The following is a 15,833-nucleotide window of genomic DNA, read 5'->3' as shown; positions in this document are numbered from 1 at the left end:
AGCCAAGGCTGGCGGCGACTTCTTTGACGCGCGCGCGGGTCAGCGGATCGACCTGGCCGCGGTCGTTGAGCGCGTGGGAAACGGTGGTGCGCGATACGCCGGCAGCGTCCGCGACGTCGGCAATGGTAGGGCGGTGGTTGTCGTTATTTGGCATCGGTTGGGGCAACTCAGTCAGCAATGCTGCCGAGTTATACGCGCACCGACGGTTCTCGGCCACTCAGGGTCATCGGCGACGGATGGTCCGTTGACAGTCTTCCAGAACGGGAATACATTTCACCCAAATCGATTTGGGAACATAACAAAATCGATTTGGTTTGGGATTTACCTGCACGATTCCGACCGAAACTACGTGACGTTTAAAACAATAATCAAAAAGCCGTTGATGCTGGCTTTACGTAGAGGTGGGATATGCCGGATAACAAGAAAAACCCCGTTTCCCCTGTTGATGAGCGACTGCCCTGGCGGCAGCTGCTGATTTTTGGCGCGCAGCATGTGCTGGTAATGGCGGCCTCGCCAGTTGCCTCGGTCTTCCTGATGGCCACGGCTTTAGGCTTTTCCAGCGAGCTGACCCTGCAGTTACTGAGCGCGACGTTTTTGGTTTGCGGGCTGGGCACGCTTATTCAGTCATTAGGATTGCGCGGCTGTGGCGCGCGCTTGCCCTTCATCATGCTCCCCGGTGGGGCGCCGATCATGTTGTTCATTCTGATCGCCCAGCAAAACGGCGTGGCCACTGCGTCCGGTGCGGTGATTCTGACGGGCGTCTTCTACTTCGTGGTGCTGCCGATCTTTCGTCGGCTGCTGCGTTTCTTTCCCTCGGTGGTGGTTGGCACGATGCTGCTGCTGGTGTCCGTCAACCTGATCAAGCTGTCGGGCGAGTTGATCGTCGGCCGGCCTGGCAGCGCCGACTTCGCCGCCCCGCAGCAACTGCTATTGGCGTTCTCCACGATCGTCATCACGGTGCTGTGTTCACGTCTGTTGCGAGGAACGCTCGGCCAGTTATCCATCTTGCTCGGCCTGGTCGGCGGCAGCCTGCTGGCGGTCGCCCTGGGGGCTTTTGACAGCTCCCATTTGAGCTGGTGGCCGTTGCTGAGCCTGCCGGCACTGATGCCGTTCGGCGTGCCTCAATTCGATCTGTTTGCCTCGATCCCGTTGATGCTTTTTTGTCTCGTGTCCATGGTTGAAGCGACGGGGCAAACCGTGGCGATCAGCGAAGCGGTGGACAAGCCGCTGGATATCAACAGGGACGTCACCCGCACCATTCGCGGCGACGCACTGGCATCCATCCTCGGCGGGTTCATGGGCACGTCGCTGATCATCACCAGCGGCGAAAACATCGGCGTCATCCGTGCCACCCACGTTCGCTCGCGCTATGTCACCGCAGTGTCCGGCGTGCTGCTCCTGCTGTTTGCGCTACTGGCGCCCCTGGCGCGGTTGATCGGTGGCGTACCGGAAGCGGTCGTCGGCGGCACCAGCCTGATCGTGTTCGCCATCGTCGGCACCATGGGCATCGACATGCTGCGCAAAGTGGACCTGCGGCACCACGGCAACATGTACGTGGTGTCCGTTGCCCTGGCGGTGGGCTTGCTGCCGATTCTGGTGCCAGGGGTCTACAGCCATTTCCCCAACGGCCTGGCCGGGCTGCTCGGCAATGGCGTCGCCATGGGTGCCGTCACCGCCGCTGTGATGAATTTCCTCTTCCATTGTGTGGGTCGCCAGGACAACGGCGCGGACGCCAAGGCCGATCTGACCCACTCACCACATACTCACTAAGGTTGCTCCATGGATCGCACAGTTACTACGCACCTGCCCTCTTCTCCTGAACAACTGCTTGCACCGCAACAGCTGTTAGCACCGGACTGGCTGATGCTGCCGGATGGCCCGCAGCGCGGTCAGGCCGTGCTGGTGGTCGAGGGCAAATTCGCCGACGTCGGACCGCTGCCACTGTTGCAGGCGCGTTATCCCGCGCATCAGGTGCAGCGTCTCGAACAGCAGTTGTTGATGCCGGGTTTCATCGATACCCACCACCATCTCAGCCAGAGTTTCGGCAAAGGCCTGGTCTTCGGCGAACCCTCGGAAATCTTTCGCCGGGTTTGGATACCCCTCGAAGGCTCGCTCGATTCGGAGTTGCTGTACCTGACGAGCAAACTCGCGGCGTTCGAATCCCTGCGCGGCGGCTTCACCACGGTGTGCGATGCCGGCACGCGCTCGACCGAAGGCGTCGAAGCCATTGCCAAGGCCGTTCATGAAGTCGGCATACGCTGCGTACTGGCGAAGACCTGCAACGACATTCAAGGCAAGCAAGTGCTGGATGCGCGGCAGATTCTCGCGGCGGCGGAACGGCATTTGTCCCAGTGGAATAACGACGCGCTGATCACGCCTTCGCTGGCCGTGCCCATTCCTGAAATCGCCACCGACTCGACACTCAAGGCGGTGTACCGCTTATGCGAAGAGTCCGGGCGGGTGTTCCAGAGCCACGTCAACGAGCACCTGGTCGCCGTCGAACGCTCCCTGGAACTTTACGGCGTCAGACCGTTGGAGCAACTGCACCGGGCCGGCGCGCTCGGCCCGGCGGCGTTGCTGGCCCACGCGACCTTACTGACGCCAAACGAGATCTGCCTGTTGCGTGATAGCGGCGCCGCAGTGAGTTACAACCCTGTGGCCAGTGCCTGGAAAGGCAACGCCGTGGCCCAGGCGCACCTGATGCACTGCCTGGGCATCCCGGTGGCCCTGGGGACGGACGGCACCCGCGGCGACGGTTTCCGCCTGCTGGACTACGCCGAAGCCGCCCAGCGTTTTGCCCACGGTATCGCCGTCGGGGATTCGGTCTGTGGCGGTGGGCAACTGTGGCTCGACATGGGCACCAAAAACGCTGCGCAGGCGCTCCACCTCGGCCAGCTCACCGGACAGATCGCGCCCGGCCACGCCGCTGATTTCCTGCTGGTGGACCTCGCGGTGCCGGAACTGCTGCCGTCCTGGAACCTGACATGGGACCTGGTGCGCCTGGCGAACAGGGATCAGATCCACGCCGTCGTGGTGCAGGGCAAGGTCCGTCTGTGGCAAGGCTGGCCGATTGACTGGGACGCCCGTGAGCTGATGCGACAGGTCGATGCGCTGGCACGGGACATCGTCAGTCAGGCGCCGATCCATAAAGTCCATCCACTGCCCTCCGTGGCATAACACTCTTCGTTATTGGGTAAAAGATGACCTTACCATTCGACCCGCTCTACCTCATTGCGCTCGCCGTGGCGTGCGGTGCGCTTATCCAGGGGACAACGGGCATGGGCTTCGCCCTCATCGTTGCGCCGGTGATGGGCTTGCTGGCCCCGGAATCCCTGCCGGTCAGCCTGTTGATTCTGATGTTGCCCTTGAACGCGGCGATCGCCTGGCGCGAGCGTGAGGCGATCGACTTTCGGGGCAGTTCGTGGATTACCGTCGGGCGTTTTGTCGGTACGTTCGGCGGCGTCTGGATACTGTTCTGGTTGCCGCTCTCACAACTCAACGTGCTGATAGGCCTGTCGACGATCGCCGCGTGCCTGGCGACCTGGATGGCGCCCTCCTTCGTACCGGGACGTCGCGCGCTGATTTCCACCGGTCTGATCACCGGCATCACCGAAACGGCCACCGGCGTCGGCGGCCCGCCGTTGGCGCTGGTGTATCAGCACTCGCCGGTGGCCACTTTGCGAGGCTCGGTCGCCCTGTGCTTCCTGGTGGGCGAAGTGATTTCCCTGGTGGTGCTGGCGCTCGGCGGGCATTTGCACGCCGCGCAGGTGACACCGGTATTGAGCCTGTGCCTGCCCTTGGCGCTTGGCGTTATCGCCAGCCATTGGGCCCGGCACTTCATCAACGAAGCCCGCCTGCGCCGGTTTGTCCTGATATTCGCCTTCGTCTCCGGATCACTGTTACTGGTGCAATGACCACCGAGTTTTAGCGGCTCGTTCAGGGCCGCTGCCGCACGCCATTCGATTTGAACTCACTGCATTCGCGCTGGCGGATGCAGCGGATTTCTACAGCCAGAAATTGGATAAAAACAATAATGAAAATGACCGCCAAACTTCGAATCGCCCTCACGCTTTCCATCGTCGGCACGCTGCCACTCAAGGCCATTGCAGCCGGTTTAATCGACGACGCCAGCGCCACCCTCAACCTGAGAAACTTCTACATCAACCGCAACTTTTCCAACCCGGCATCGCCCCAGGGCAAGGCCGAAGAGTGGACCCAGAGTTTCATCCTCGATGCACGCTCCGGATTCACTCAAGGTGCAGTAGGCTTCGGATTGGATGCCTTGGGGCTCTACTCGATCAAGCTGGATGGCGACAAGGGCAGCGGCGGCACGCAGCTGTTGCCGATTGACCGCGACGGACGCCCCGCCGACGATTTCGGCCGCCTGGCGCTGGCGGGAAAAATGAAAATCAGCAAGACCGAACTCAAAGTCGGCGAGTGGATGCCGGTACTGCCGATCCTGCGCTCCGACGATGGCCGTTCGCTGCCGCAGACGTTCGAAGGCGGGCAAATCACCTCACGAGAGATCGAGGGCCTGACCCTGTACGGCGGTCAGTTTCGCCAGAACAGCCCGCGCAACGACGCCAGCCAGCAGGACATGTTCATGCTGGGCAAGACGGCGTTCGTCTCCGACCGCTTCAATTTCGTCGGCGGTGAATACAGCTTCAACGACAAGCGCACAATGGTCGGCGTATGGAACGCCGAACTCAAAGACATCTACCAGCAACAATACCTGCAGGTCGTCCATAGCCAACCGCTGGGCGCCTGGACCCTGGGCGCCAATCTTGGCTATTTTCAGGGCCGCGAAAACGGCAGCGCCCGCGCGGGCGAACTGGACAACCGCACGATGTCGGCCTTGCTGTCCGCTCGCTATGGCGGCAATACCTTCTATGTCGGCTTGCAAAAACTCACCGGCGATGACCCCTGGATGCGCGTCAATGGCACCGCCGGTATTTCACTGGCCAATGACAGCTTCAACAACACCTACGACAACGCCAGGGAACAGTCATGGCAACTGCGCCACGACTACAACTTCGTCGCGCTCGGCATACCCGGCCTGGTGATGATGAATCGCTATGTCAGCGGCGACAACGTGCACATCGGCACGGTCACCGATGGCAAGGAGTGGGGGCGCGAAACCGAGCTGGCGTACACGGTGCAGAGCGGTTCATTGAAGAACCTCAACGTGCGCCTGCGCAACGCCAGCATCCGCCGCGATTACAGCAGCAACGAGTTCGATGACAATCGGGTGATCGTCAACTATCCGTTCAGTCTGTTTTGAGATAACGCGTTATACCCACATGCAGATGACGTTGGCCGGGTAAACTTGTTGTCCGCCAGAACAACAATGCCCGGCACCAGACCGGGTTTCAGGATGAGCACAATGAGCCGAATCCGCCCTATCTGCCTGATGGCAACCTATAACGAGTGGATGAACGCAAAGATCTACGAGGCCGCCAGAAGCCTGCCAGATGACGAGCTTTCTGCGGACAGGAAAGCGTTTTTTGGCTCAATCCTCGGCACGCTGAATCACTTGGTGGCCGGCGATACCGTCTGGCTGCAGCGATTCGCCAGGCACCCGGCAAACCACCTGGCTCTGCAACCCATTCTTCAGCGCCCTACCCCCACAAGCCTCGACCAATTGCTGTACGCAAATATCCGCGAGCTTTCCGCACAACGGGTGTGGCTCGATCAGATGATTGTCGAGTGGTCACGCTCCATTGCAGAGTCAGATCTGGATCACGTCCTGAGTTACGCCAGCATGAAGGGAGTACCGGCCGACAAGGACTTTTATGGCCTGGTCATGCACTTCTTCAACCATCAAACGCACCACCGCGGACAAGTCACGACCTTGCTTTCACAGGCGGGCGTCGACGTAGGTGATACGGACCTGGTCATCCTCATCCCCTCCGGGCACACCCCATAGCATCCGCGCACACCCCGTCCCCTGTAGCAGCTGGCGAAGCCTGCGTTGGGGCGCGAAGCGGCCCTGCTTTTCAAGCAATCACCACAGCGTCCGGAAAGCGACCGCTTCGCAATCGAACGCAGCCTTCGGCAGCTGCTACACAAAGCCCCTGCGCACCCCGCCCCCTGTAGCAGCTAAGTTTGAGCCAACTGCTGATCGCACCCTGTCCCCCAGAAAGTTGCCACCAGCGGACAGGCTGACGTGATGTTGCTAACCTGACACATCAACTGCTCAGGACATACGGCACATGGAAATTGCCCCGCATTTCATCCTTTATGAAACCGACCACTGGATTATCAATCACCATCTATCGAGCGCACTCCCCGGTTACCTGATGTTGAGTACGAAGGTGCAAACCACATCACTGACTCAGCTATCGCCGGATGCGCTTGCAGAGTTGGGCGTTCTGCTCGCCAGGACCCAGCAGATCATCGAGCAGCAACTGCTGCCCAAGCGCCTCTACATCGGGCGCTTTGGCCATGAGCCGGGTTGGCCCCTGCACTTTCATTTCATCCCGGTCTATCAATGGGTCGAAGACCTGTTCTGGAAGGATGCGCGCTATCGGCTTCTGCAAAACTTTGCCTACGCTGCAGACGCTCTGTCATCCACTGACGGCGCAGAGTTGACCTTGTTTATCTGGCGAGAGTTTGGTGAAAACCCCGTCCCACCAGAGATTCAAGGCCCCTCTGTCGACGAGGTGATCAGCGAGTTGCGTGGCGCTTTTATTTGATTGGCTCAATCAGCGAAGTGATGTCGCGTGAACCTAAAAAGCCGTGATCATCGTATCGACACTTTAAAGGAACCCCAAATGCCACCCGGAAAACGTGAACTGGCGCGGATCGAACGCCGGTTGATTACCACGCTCACTGAAGCGTGCGAAACAGCAAAAGGTGAAATCAAGGGCTTTACCTGGCTCACCCACACGGCGGATTTGAATGCGCTGGCTGAAACCCTGAAGGTCATCTGGGTGTTCGAAACCGAAGCTGACAGAACGCTCGCCCAGGTAAACGCAAAGATGCGCATCTTTGAGCTGACGGCCATCGCGTTGAGTGAGGCCGACATCGATCTGAAGCCTTCCGACCGCACTGTCCGCTTCGATTCCGAGCAAGCGTGCCGACGCATCCACGGTGGCGACTGGAACGCTCGCCTGGCTCAAACTCGCGGGGCCAAAGGTGGCTGACAGTGGCTAAAGAAATGGCCGCTGTACAAAGGGCTAATGTGCGTTTGTACTGTCGCCAGTAATAGAAAAATCGCTTTTCACACAGTATTCCAAGGAGTGGTATGGGCATTTTGGATAGGTTGTTTGGTGGGCGCTTTACCATGCCCCCACCCGAGGAAACCAACCTCAGCGCTTCAGCGATCATGAAAGAACTACGGCCCGGCCCAACTGATCCGGCACGGAAAAAGGCACTCGAAGCTTTTACCCAGGCGCTGTTGGCGGTGGTTCCCGAAAAAGAAGGCGCCCGACTTGTAAGGCGCGTCATGCGTAGATATGCGATGGGAGACGACGCATGCGGCGCTCTCACCGATGGATTGCTGGAGGGTTCCAAGCCGCAAAAACTTGAACACCTCGTTTTAATAAGCGTGGATTGGAAAGGTTTTGATGTGTTTGAGTATCAGGCTCCCTATCTGGTCAGCGCCAACGGTTTGAAAGAGCCCTACGTCTACGTGCGAGACGGCGCTTCATCAATGCCGGAGGTGCTTGCTGAGTTCGACCGATGGTTGATTCGGTTTGATAAACGTTATCTTCACCTGGACTCCGGCAGTGACAATTACGATGGTTTTATTGTTGACGCTGACAGGGTGGAAGAAACCATTGAGCTGGCCGGACGTGCGGGCATTAAAGTCAGTCTTGAGAACTTCTGACGCTGGCAGTGCCTATACGAAAATGGTCGGTGCGGCGACCGTGTTCCAGGGTTGACGGGACTGGAAAGCCTTGCGGCAGCGGTCACGCGTCACGGAACCTGCATCGTCAAAAACGTCTAAGGTTCATAGAGACATCCCGCCCCCTCCGAAGGAACGACTCATGCCCAGAACTCGCTCACTCATTGCCGCCTTTACCTGCCTCGCGCTGATCTGCGGCTCAGCGACTGCATTGGCCGATCCTGGTAACGGGAAGGGCCAGGGAAATGGCCAGGGAAATCAGCAAAATGGCCAAGGCCATGGCAACCAGCAAGGGCATGGAAACAAAGGTAAAGATGCTGACGGCGGCGATCGGGATCATGGCCCAAGCATTAATCACGGTAGCGTGCTCGGCATTGTGGGCGACTATCGGAACTACTGGAGCGCAGGCCCTGCTTTACCACCCGGCATTCAAAAGAACCTCGCGAGGGGCAAACCGCTTCCACCCGGAATTGCAAAGAAACTCGATGGTCGATTAGTCGGCAGGCTGCCTCATTACGATGGATACGAATGGCAGCAAGCGGGCACCGACTTGATACTGGTCGCGCTGGCAACCGGGCTCATCTACGAAGTTCTCAACGGTGCATTTGATTAGTGTATGGGGGCGGAGATTGCGGTCGGCGGTAAACGATCAAACCGCAACGCATCAACGACCAGTGAAAACGCTTGGGAGGGTTGGCGACGGCTGGGGTAGTACAGATGAAAGCCGCCGAAGGGTTCACACCAGTCCTCCAGTACCCGGACAAGCCGCCCTTCAGTCAGATGCGGGGCGAACTCGTCCTCGGGCAGATAGGCGATGCCCAGCCCACTCACCGCAGCATCGGCGATATGGGTGGTGGAGTTGAATATCAACTGGCCGTCTACACGTACCTTGAGCTTCTTGCCCTGGCGTTCGAATTCCCATGCATCCACGCCGTCATAGGTGGGAAAACGGATATCGATACAGCGGTGTGCTGCCAGATCGCGAGGGTGTTCCGGGGCGGGGTGTTTCGCGAGATAGCCTGGCGCAGCCACTACGGCCATTCGTATCGGCGGGCCAATGGGCACGGCGATCATATCCTGGGCCACCGTGTCGCTGAAGCGCACGCCGGCATCGAAACGGTCGGCGACGATATCGCGAAAGCCATAGTTGATATCGAATTCCAGCTTGATATCCGGGTACATCTGTAGCAACGGTGACAACTTGGGCAGCAGGGTTGTCTTGATCACGTTGTCGCCGCAGGTAATGCGTACCGTCCCGGCCGGCTTGTCGCGCAGCTCGGTCAACGCTTCCACTTCTGCCTCGATTTCATCGAAACGATGGCCCACTGCGTCCAGCAATCGCTCCCCCGCCGCTGTCAGCGATACGCTGCGCGTGGTGCGGGTCAGCAAGCGGATTTTCAGACGCGCTTCCAGTGCGGACACCACCTGGCTCACTGCCGATTGCGTCACTCCAAGCTGTACCGCCGCGCGGGTAAAGCTGCCCACCCGCGCCACGGTCACGAAAGCCAGCAGATCATTGAAGTTGGGTTTGGCCATGGCGGGCATGCTCGATCGATTGATTAGTCATGGTTATAGCCGCATTAAGCATTCATTAGCTAATCAAAATCTCATTATTGCGTAACACTACTCCGCACCCCAACCTCTCGCCATGAAAAGGAGCGAGCCTCGCGCTGCGCCACCTTCAGCTTTCCCTCAAAAGGACGCCCCATGAAAAGACTTCTCGTCATGCTCGGGTTGCTAATCAGTTCATTCACCGCATCAGGAGCCGATATGTCCAACGGTGCCGATAATTTCTTTAAAAGTGACCAGGTGACCGTGCAAAAGGTCAGCTTCAAGAATCAGTACCAGCTCAATGTCGTGGGCAATCTATTCATCCCCAAAGGGCTGGAAAACGCCAACCGTAGCCCGGCCATTATCGTTGGTCACCCCATGGGCGCGGTAAAGGAGCAAAGCTCAAACCTGTATGCGCAAAAATTGGCGGAACAGGGCTTCGTAACCTTGGCGCTGGATTTGTCGTTCTGGGGCGAAAGCGAAGGCCGACCACGTAATGCTGTACTGCCAGACATGTACGCCGAGGACTTCAGTGCCGCCGTGGATTACCTCGGTTCGCAGCCTTTTATCGACCGCCAGCGCATAGGCGTGCTGGGGATTTGTGGCAGCGGCAGTTTTGTCATTAGTGCAGCCAAGATCGACCCGCGTATGAAAGCCATCGCCACCGTCAGCATGTATGACATGGGCGCCGCCAACCGCGACGGTCTCAAGCATTCGCAAACCCTTGAACAGCGCAAGCAAGTCATCGCAGCGGCGGCCGAGCAGCGTTATGTGGAGTTCGCGGGCGGCAAGATCGAATACACCGGCGGCACAGTGCAAGAGCTGAAAGCTGACACCCACCCCATCCAGCGCGAGTTCTTTGACTTCTACCGCACCCCACGTGGTGAATTCACCCCAACCAGTTCCACGCCGCAACAGACCACCCGCCCGACGTTGAGTAGTAATACCAAGTTCATGAATTTCTACCCATTCGTCGATATCGAGAGCATTTCGCCTCGCCCGATGTTGTTTATTGCAGGTGCAAACGCCCACTCCCGCGAGTTCAGCGAAGAGGCGTTTCGCTTGGCAGGCGAACCTAAAGAGCTGGTCATTGTGCCCAACGCAGGCCACGTCGATCTGTACGATCGCGTCGACCTGATTCCTTTCGCACAGCTGACCCGATTCTTTCAGGACCACCTGAAATGACGGCTGACGTCCACTTGCCAACCAACGCCTTGAGCGAGACAGGTAAGCGTACCGGTCATTGGGGTGGCGTTTATGCAATGACGCTGTGCGTATTCGCGCTGATCGCCTCGGAGTTCATGCCCGTTAGCCTGCTGACACCCTTGGCGAACGACCTGCAGGTCAGCCAGGGCTTGGCGGGCCAGGGGCTTGCCATCTCTGGCGCGTTTGCGGTGTTGGCGAGCCTGTCGATCAGCTGGATCGCCGGCAACCTGAACAGAAAGACCCTGCTGTTGGCCTTGACCGGTTTGATGGCCCTATCGGGCATCATTGTGGCGCTTGCCCCGAACTACCTGATCTACATGACTGGGCGAGCCCTGATCGGCGTCGTGATTGGCGGGTTTTGGTCGATGTCGGCAGCCACGGCAATGCGCCTGGTGCCGGCTGCACAAGTGCCCAGGGCACTGGCCGTTTTCAACGGAGGCAACGCCTTGGCGACGGTGGTGGCGGCGCCACTGGGCAGTTATCTGGGCTCGATTGTGGGATGGCGTGGTGCGTTCTTGTGCTTGGTGCCAGTGGCGTTGATTGCGCTGGTTTGGCAGTGGATCAGCCTGCCAGACATGCCAGCACAGAAGCGTTCGCCGGGTGCTGGCAATGTTTTCAAACTGCTGAAAAATCGCAAGGTGGCGCTGGGCATGGCCGCCGCGGGCTTGTTTTTTATGGGCCAATTTACGCTGTTCACCTACCTGCGCCCTTTTCTGGAATCGGTCACCCAGGTCAGCGTACCCATCCTTTCTCTGCTGCTATTGGTGATAGGCGTCGCTGGCTTTTTAGGCACAACGCTGATCGGTGTAGTCCTCAAGCGCAGTCTATACGGCACCTTGAGTACCATCTCACTGCTGATGGCGGTTATCGCAGCAGCCCTGATTCCTGCAGGCACCTGGGTTATTGCTGTAGCGGTATTGCTCGGACTTTGGGGCTTTATCGCGACGGCGGCACCAGTAGGCTGGTGGAGCTGGATTGCGAATGCCTTGCCGGATCATGCCGAGGCAGGCGGCGGCCTGATGGTGGCGATTGTTCAATTGGCTATCGCAGTGGGCTCCACCGTCGGCGGGGTACTGTTTGACGCGCTCGGCTACCAGAGCACGTTTATCGCCAGCGCCGTGATGTTGATGCTCGCCGCGCTGCTGACCTTTCTAGCCGCTCGTTCGCCGGTGCCCCACACCCGATGACCCCTCTATTCCAAGGAGCAAGGCCATGTTTATCGATCGTCCCCCTGGTTGGAAGGCCCTCTGGTTCGCCGCCTTGATGCCCTTTGCTCTATCGGCTTTACCCCTCGCCGCTGCGACAGATTCGGAGACAAAGATGATGACTGAACAAACCCTGACTGCAAAACAACTGGCTGTCGCCCCTGTCGGCGCCAGCATGGCCAGCGGCGATATGCCCCGTTTACGTGATGCACTCAATCGTGGTCTCGACGCCGGCCTGACGATTAGTGAGTGCAAGGAAATCCTGGTCCAGCTTTATGCGTATGCCGGGTTCCCACGCAGCCTCAATGCGCTTTCGCAACTGATGAGCGTGTTGCAAGAGCGCGAGACACGCGGCACTCACGACGAACCGGGACGCGAACCGGGCCCTGTGCCGTCGGGGCATGCTTTGCTCGAACTGGGTACAGACAATCAAACCCGTCTGGTGGGTGCACCGGTCTCGGGACCGCTGTTTGAATTCGCCCCTGCGATTGACCAGTTTCTGAAGGTTCACCTGTTCGGCGATATCTTCGCCCGAGACAACCTCGATTGGGTGGCTCGTGAACTGGCCACTGTCGGGGCACTTGCCGCGATGCCAGGGCTAGAGGCGCAGTTGGAATCACACCTGAAGATCAGTATGAATGTTGGCCTCACGGCGCAGCAGTTGAATCAAGTGGCTAGCGAACTCAAACACCGTGGTGACCAGGGTGCGGCTGAGCGCATTGTTTTGGCCATGGAAAAAATCAGAAGCTGACCAGGCTACACGCGCTTGCCCTCGCCGGGATGGATACTAAAATCAGTGATCCGACAGGAGTGATCGTCATGCGCAGTTTTTCAATTCAACGTATAGACCATGTTGTACTTCGGGTGCAGGACATTGAGCGCAGCCTCGCGTTTTACACATCAGTCCTGGGATGTGAGGTCAGCAAGCGCCGTGACGACCTTGGCATGATTCATCTGAGCGCAGGCACATCCATGATTGACCTAGTGGATGTGAACGGGCCGATCGGTCGTCAGGGTGGTCAGCCGGCGGGCAAGCAAGGACACAACGTCGATCACGTCTGCCTTCGGGTTGAGCCGTTTGATGAACAGGCCATCCTCCGCCACTTGGCGCAGAGCGGTGTATCCGCAGAGAAGGCGGCGATGCGCTATGGAGCGGAGGGAACAGGGTTGTCCATTTACCTCAATGACCCGGATGACAATCAAATCGAGCTGAAAGGCCCCGCTGTGCAATCCTGATGACATTCGCCAGCCGATGAACGTGTATGCGGCGCCAACTTGAACCACCCCCGAACTAATGAGAAAGCCGGAACTATCATCCAGAAGCAGACATTCCTCTCAGACGCGTTCGACCCAAAGAAGCCCTTGCGGTATGTTTTGCTGGTTATTGGCATTCATGGAGGATTCTGACTGATGGCACGCGTGGGATTGATACTGACACCCGGTTTTGCGGACTGGGAATATGCGTTCATTGCGGGTACTGGCTCCCCGTTTTACGGGATCGACGTCAGGTTTTTTGCGCCCGCTATGGGGCAGTTCCGGTCCCAGGGCGGATTGGCGGTCACTGTCGATGGCAGCTTGCAACACTGTCGAGACTGGAAGCCGGACGTGATTGTCGTGATTGGAGGAATGATCTGGGAAAGTGCAGAAGCGCCGGACATCCGGGACTTTCTTCAAGCCAGTCATTCAAGTGGAGCGACAATCGCCGGTATCTGTGGCGGAACGCTGGCACTTGCCAGGGCAGGGCTTCTCGACACGGTTCCTCATACCTCGAACAGCGCTGACTTCTTACAACAGAACGCCTTGAATTATGAAGGCCGCGCGCTGTATCAAAACAGTTCGGTAGCCGTGGTCGCAGACCTCATCATCACTGCCCCAGGCCCTGCCCCGGTTAGCTTCACCTGCGCAGTGTTCGACAGTGCCGGGCTATCTTCAGAGATCGTTTCTCAGTTCAGGTCAATGCTGGCAGCAGAACATCGGTGACCACGTCGCCCCTGCATGTCGGGCACATTATCAGGAGATTTATGAGTGCTGATGACGTGCCCGCGATCCGGTTTCGGTCTGGTGCTCTCTCAGCGACCCGCAAGTGTGTTGCATCGGAGAACAGCCCGCCGAAAAACCAGCATTGTTGCGTTTGAATGGGTCTTTGGCATCGTTCGGTTTTTTATGAAACCGGCGCACTACACTTGAAGGAATCGATCGGGCCGGCATGGGCAAAGGGCGCTGGATAGCTTGTCGTCGATGATTTCCTCGCTGGCAAGACGTCCCACTATCGCCGCCAAAGTGACGCCAGGATGCATGACACACACATAGACGCCGCCCACTTCTGGTAGATAACCGATGATGGGTAGGCCATCCGCAGGCATGGGTCTGAGTCCGACACAAGCCAATTGCACATCGATGGAACCCGTCCCATGGAGTTGGTTGCGGATTGTCCTGGCAGTTCGAAGCGCTATCGCTGCGGGCTGATTCTCAATGGCGTCGTCCAGATAATCTTCTGCTGCCAGCAACGCACCCTCCGCACTTTGTCGCACTTCCATCTCAGCGCTGGATATAAGAGTGTGCACGAGTTCGGGTTGAGACTTGTAACGGATGAAAATGGCAGGCGAGGCCTCTATTGGAAGAGACACCGCAAGCCTGTCTGTCAGTGTCGTGATGCCTGTTCCGGCCGCAAGTACGACCACATCAGCATCGATGATACCCATTGTCGTTTCAACGCCCGTCACCGTAGCGCCCCGGATTACAAAGCCCAGAACACGCGTATGGGTGTGAATCTTCGCCCCATTTGCCTGGGCACCTGCGATCAACGCATGAGTAACTGCCACTGCGTCCAGCGCCCCTTCATCAGCCGCATACACCGCAGATTGAGGAGGATTCTTGAGATTTGGTTCAAGGCCGAGAATCTGCGATCTATCTACCAGATTTGCCGAAGCCTGATGACCTGAAGCTGACAGCGCTTCACTTGCCGTCGCGTTGAAAGACAAAGCACCTGTCCATCGTATGTTCAGGTCAGGTAACCGGGATTCGAGTCGACGATAGGCCTCGATTGCAGCTGCGCGCAGCTCTGCAATGGGGTCGGGTTTTGCGTGTTGGGTGTTGATCCATGCGAATGAAGTTCCAGTCACTCCCGACGCGATATCTCCAGCCTCAACCACGGTGATATTTGCGCCTTTAGCAGCCAAATGATACGCCAGCGAAGCACCCACGATGCCTGCACCAATGACCACGACTCGTTTGCCCTGAGCATTCCCCATATCAACCTCCATTCTGTCGACCTGCCCATGGTACGACGGCTGGAGCATTTCACCACCTGAAAACCTGATCGCTCAGAACGCGGTTTCAGTGTCTGATCCTGGCCGGCTGCGGTCTTTCGGGACAGTCAGAGAACGGCCAGAAGCAGTCATTCGCACAGGTATACTTCAGACCCCAGATTGCGGACGTATCAGCTGCCAACGCACTGGGTGGGTGCGTTTTACAGGTCGCCCCCACGACTAATCCACAATGAACAACTTTGCCCCGATCGTGGTGAATGACCGATGTCCCTCAGCATTATTACCCACCTGATAGCTCATGCCTGGCATCAGTGTAAACTGACGACCATCTTCAAGTTCTGTATGCAACTGACCCTCCATGCACAGCAGGATGTGCCCCCTCCAACACCAGTGATCGGCCAGATATCCAGGGCTGTATTCGACCATCCGCACACGCGCAGAACCAAACTGGCAGGTACGCCAATAGGCTGTGCCTGTCTGACCGGCATGCGCCACCGGCTCTATCGTTGACCAATCGGTGGTACCAAATGGGATTGCAGTGAGATCCATTGTTGCCTCATCGAAATGCAATAAATGCAGACCGTATCATTCGGGCGATGGTGCCGATAGACACAGACGGCCCGCATTTATGGGATACAGGCGCGGCGGGAGAAACTGCCTTCACCCTGCCACTGGATAACCATTCGGTGCTGCTATCGCGGGTAACTCATTGACCGCTTTGGATCGAAACCAGCCCTTCGTGACAGGCAACAC

The 15,833-nt window shown here is 58.1% G+C and carries 18 protein-coding genes; 14 read left to right on the top strand and 4 right to left on the bottom strand.

Annotated elements, in window-relative coordinates:
- A partial coding sequence (locus GBC55_RS19900) for a LacI family DNA-binding transcriptional regulator (protein ID WP_247266958.1) occupies nt 1-154 on the bottom strand: 154 nt, incomplete at its 3' end.
- 254 nt (nt 155-408) lie between these two features.
- Between GBC55_RS19900 and GBC55_RS19895 the strand changes: the two genes are divergently transcribed.
- The 9 genes from GBC55_RS19895 (at nt 409) to GBC55_RS19855 (ending at nt 8,462) form a co-directional block, all read left to right on the top strand.
- Nucleotides 409-1,770, top strand: a complete 1,362-nt coding sequence (locus GBC55_RS19895; RefSeq protein WP_162438993.1) for a uracil-xanthine permease family protein — start codon at nt 409-411, stop codon at nt 1,768-1,770.
- Between the two features lie 9 nt (nt 1,771-1,779).
- A complete protein-coding gene (locus tag GBC55_RS19890) occupies nt 1,780-3,177 on the top strand; it encodes an amidohydrolase family protein (protein WP_247266956.1) in 1,398 nt (465 codons plus the stop codon).
- Between the two features lie 23 nt (nt 3,178-3,200).
- Nucleotides 3,201-3,914: a sulfite exporter TauE/SafE family protein gene (locus GBC55_RS19885; RefSeq protein ID WP_162438992.1), complete on the top strand. Its 714-nt coding sequence runs from the start codon at nt 3,201-3,203 to the stop codon at nt 3,912-3,914.
- A 119-nt stretch (nt 3,915-4,033) separates the two neighbouring features.
- On the top strand, nt 4,034-5,281 hold the full coding sequence (locus GBC55_RS19880) for an OprD family porin (protein ID WP_162438991.1): 1,248 nt from the start codon (nt 4,034-4,036) through the stop codon (nt 5,279-5,281).
- 102 nt (nt 5,282-5,383) lie between these two features.
- Complete coding sequence (locus tag GBC55_RS19875) at nt 5,384-5,926, top strand: DinB family protein (protein WP_162438990.1); 543 nt, start codon at nt 5,384-5,386, stop codon at nt 5,924-5,926.
- Nucleotides 5,927-6,212: 286 nt separating this feature from the next.
- Entirely contained in the window at nt 6,213-6,695 is a 483-nt protein-coding gene (locus GBC55_RS19870; protein WP_162438989.1) for an HIT family protein, read from the top strand.
- Nucleotides 6,696-6,773: 78 nt separating this feature from the next.
- Nucleotides 6,774-7,145: a hypothetical protein gene (locus GBC55_RS19865; RefSeq protein ID WP_162438988.1), complete on the top strand. Its 372-nt coding sequence runs from the start codon at nt 6,774-6,776 to the stop codon at nt 7,143-7,145.
- Between the two features lie 101 nt (nt 7,146-7,246).
- Complete coding sequence (locus tag GBC55_RS19860) at nt 7,247-7,831, top strand: hypothetical protein (protein ID WP_162438987.1); 585 nt, start codon at nt 7,247-7,249, stop codon at nt 7,829-7,831.
- A 160-nt stretch (nt 7,832-7,991) separates the two neighbouring features.
- Complete coding sequence (locus GBC55_RS19855) at nt 7,992-8,462, top strand: anti-virulence regulator CigR family protein (protein ID WP_162438986.1); 471 nt, start codon at nt 7,992-7,994, stop codon at nt 8,460-8,462.
- Here the strand turns inward: GBC55_RS19855 and GBC55_RS19850 are convergent.
- On the bottom strand, nt 8,459-9,385 hold the full coding sequence (locus GBC55_RS19850) for a LysR family transcriptional regulator (protein ID WP_162438985.1): 927 nt from the start codon (nt 9,383-9,385) through the stop codon (nt 8,459-8,461). The genes GBC55_RS19855 and GBC55_RS19850 overlap by 4 nt on opposite strands.
- Nucleotides 9,386-9,556: 171 nt before the next feature.
- Between GBC55_RS19850 and GBC55_RS19845 the strand changes: the two genes are divergently transcribed.
- The 5 genes from GBC55_RS19845 to GBC55_RS19825 all read left to right on the top strand — a co-directional run bounded on the left by GBC55_RS19845 (nt 9,557) and on the right by GBC55_RS19825 (nt 13,791).
- Nucleotides 9,557-10,585: an alpha/beta hydrolase gene (locus GBC55_RS19845; RefSeq protein WP_162438984.1), complete on the top strand. Its 1,029-nt coding sequence runs from the start codon at nt 9,557-9,559 to the stop codon at nt 10,583-10,585.
- A 77-nt stretch (nt 10,586-10,662) separates the two neighbouring features.
- Nucleotides 10,663-11,793 (top strand): MFS transporter, encoded by a 1,131-nt coding sequence (locus tag GBC55_RS19840; protein WP_247266957.1) that lies wholly within the window; start codon nt 10,663-10,665, stop codon nt 11,791-11,793.
- 133 nt (nt 11,794-11,926) lie between these two features.
- Entirely contained in the window at nt 11,927-12,562 is a 636-nt protein-coding gene (locus GBC55_RS19835; protein ID WP_162438982.1) for a carboxymuconolactone decarboxylase family protein, read from the top strand.
- A gap of 68 nt (nt 12,563-12,630) precedes the next feature.
- Nucleotides 12,631-13,047 carry a VOC family protein gene (locus GBC55_RS19830; RefSeq protein WP_162438981.1) on the top strand — a complete coding sequence of 139 codons (417 nt, stop codon included), beginning with the start codon at nt 12,631-12,633 and terminating at the stop codon, nt 13,045-13,047.
- A 174-nt stretch (nt 13,048-13,221) separates the two neighbouring features.
- Complete coding sequence (locus tag GBC55_RS19825; RefSeq protein WP_162438980.1) at nt 13,222-13,791, top strand: DJ-1/PfpI family protein; 570 nt, start codon at nt 13,222-13,224, stop codon at nt 13,789-13,791.
- A 197-nt stretch (nt 13,792-13,988) separates the two neighbouring features.
- On the opposite strand, the gene GBC55_RS19820 is transcribed toward GBC55_RS19825, so the two are convergent.
- Together GBC55_RS19820 and GBC55_RS19815 are read right to left on the bottom strand one after the other, a co-directional pair.
- A complete protein-coding gene (locus tag GBC55_RS19820) occupies nt 13,989-15,062 on the bottom strand; it encodes an FAD-binding oxidoreductase (RefSeq protein ID WP_162438998.1) in 1,074 nt (357 codons plus the stop codon).
- Nucleotides 15,063-15,299: 237 nt separating this feature from the next.
- A complete protein-coding gene (locus GBC55_RS19815) occupies nt 15,300-15,629 on the bottom strand; it encodes a DHCW motif cupin fold protein (protein ID WP_162438979.1) in 330 nt (109 codons plus the stop codon).
- Nucleotides 15,630-15,833 lie beyond the last annotated feature (204 nt).

Source organism: Pseudomonas sp. TNT3 (genome assembly GCF_010095445.2).
Taxonomy (GTDB): Bacteria; Pseudomonadota; Gammaproteobacteria; order Pseudomonadales; family Pseudomonadaceae; genus Aquipseudomonas.
The sequence above is the reverse complement of the archived record's forward strand: the minus strand, read 5'-3'. Positions and strand labels throughout refer to the sequence as shown.

Bases quoted from the DNA above. Each gene is read 5' to 3' on its own strand.
- GBC55_RS19825 (WP_162438980.1), top strand. From the start codon at position 13,222: ATGGCACGCGTGGGATTGATACTGACACCCGGTTTTGCGGACTGGGAA.
- GBC55_RS19840 (WP_247266957.1), top strand. From the start codon at position 10,663: ATGACGCTGTGCGTATTCGCGCTGATCGCCTCGGAGTTCATGCCCGTT.
- GBC55_RS19845 (WP_162438984.1), top strand. From the start codon at position 9,557: ATGAAAAGACTTCTCGTCATGCTCGGGTTGCTAATCAGTTCATTCACC.
- GBC55_RS19835 (WP_162438982.1), top strand. From the start codon at position 11,927: ATGATGACTGAACAAACCCTGACTGCAAAACAACTGGCTGTCGCCCCT.
- GBC55_RS19895 (WP_162438993.1), top strand. From the start codon at position 409: ATGCCGGATAACAAGAAAAACCCCGTTTCCCCTGTTGATGAGCGACTG.
- GBC55_RS19890 (WP_247266956.1), top strand. From the start codon at position 1,780: ATGGATCGCACAGTTACTACGCACCTGCCCTCTTCTCCTGAACAACTG.
- GBC55_RS19875 (WP_162438990.1), top strand. From the start codon at position 5,384: ATGAGCCGAATCCGCCCTATCTGCCTGATGGCAACCTATAACGAGTGG.
- GBC55_RS19880 (WP_162438991.1), top strand. From the start codon at position 4,034: ATGAAAATGACCGCCAAACTTCGAATCGCCCTCACGCTTTCCATCGTC.
- GBC55_RS19865 (WP_162438988.1), top strand. From the start codon at position 6,774: ATGCCACCCGGAAAACGTGAACTGGCGCGGATCGAACGCCGGTTGATT.
- GBC55_RS19885 (WP_162438992.1), top strand. From the start codon at position 3,201: ATGACCTTACCATTCGACCCGCTCTACCTCATTGCGCTCGCCGTGGCG.
- GBC55_RS19860 (WP_162438987.1), top strand. From the start codon at position 7,247: ATGGGCATTTTGGATAGGTTGTTTGGTGGGCGCTTTACCATGCCCCCA.
- GBC55_RS19820 (WP_162438998.1), bottom strand. From the start codon at position 15,062: ATGGGGAATGCTCAGGGCAAACGAGTCGTGGTCATTGGTGCAGGCATC.
- GBC55_RS19850 (WP_162438985.1), bottom strand. From the start codon at position 9,385: ATGGCCAAACCCAACTTCAATGATCTGCTGGCTTTCGTGACCGTGGCG.
- GBC55_RS19870 (WP_162438989.1), top strand. From the start codon at position 6,213: ATGGAAATTGCCCCGCATTTCATCCTTTATGAAACCGACCACTGGATT.
- GBC55_RS19855 (WP_162438986.1), top strand. From the start codon at position 7,992: ATGCCCAGAACTCGCTCACTCATTGCCGCCTTTACCTGCCTCGCGCTG.
- GBC55_RS19830 (WP_162438981.1), top strand. From the start codon at position 12,631: ATGCGCAGTTTTTCAATTCAACGTATAGACCATGTTGTACTTCGGGTG.
- GBC55_RS19815 (WP_162438979.1), bottom strand. From the start codon at position 15,629: ATGGATCTCACTGCAATCCCATTTGGTACCACCGATTGGTCAACGATA.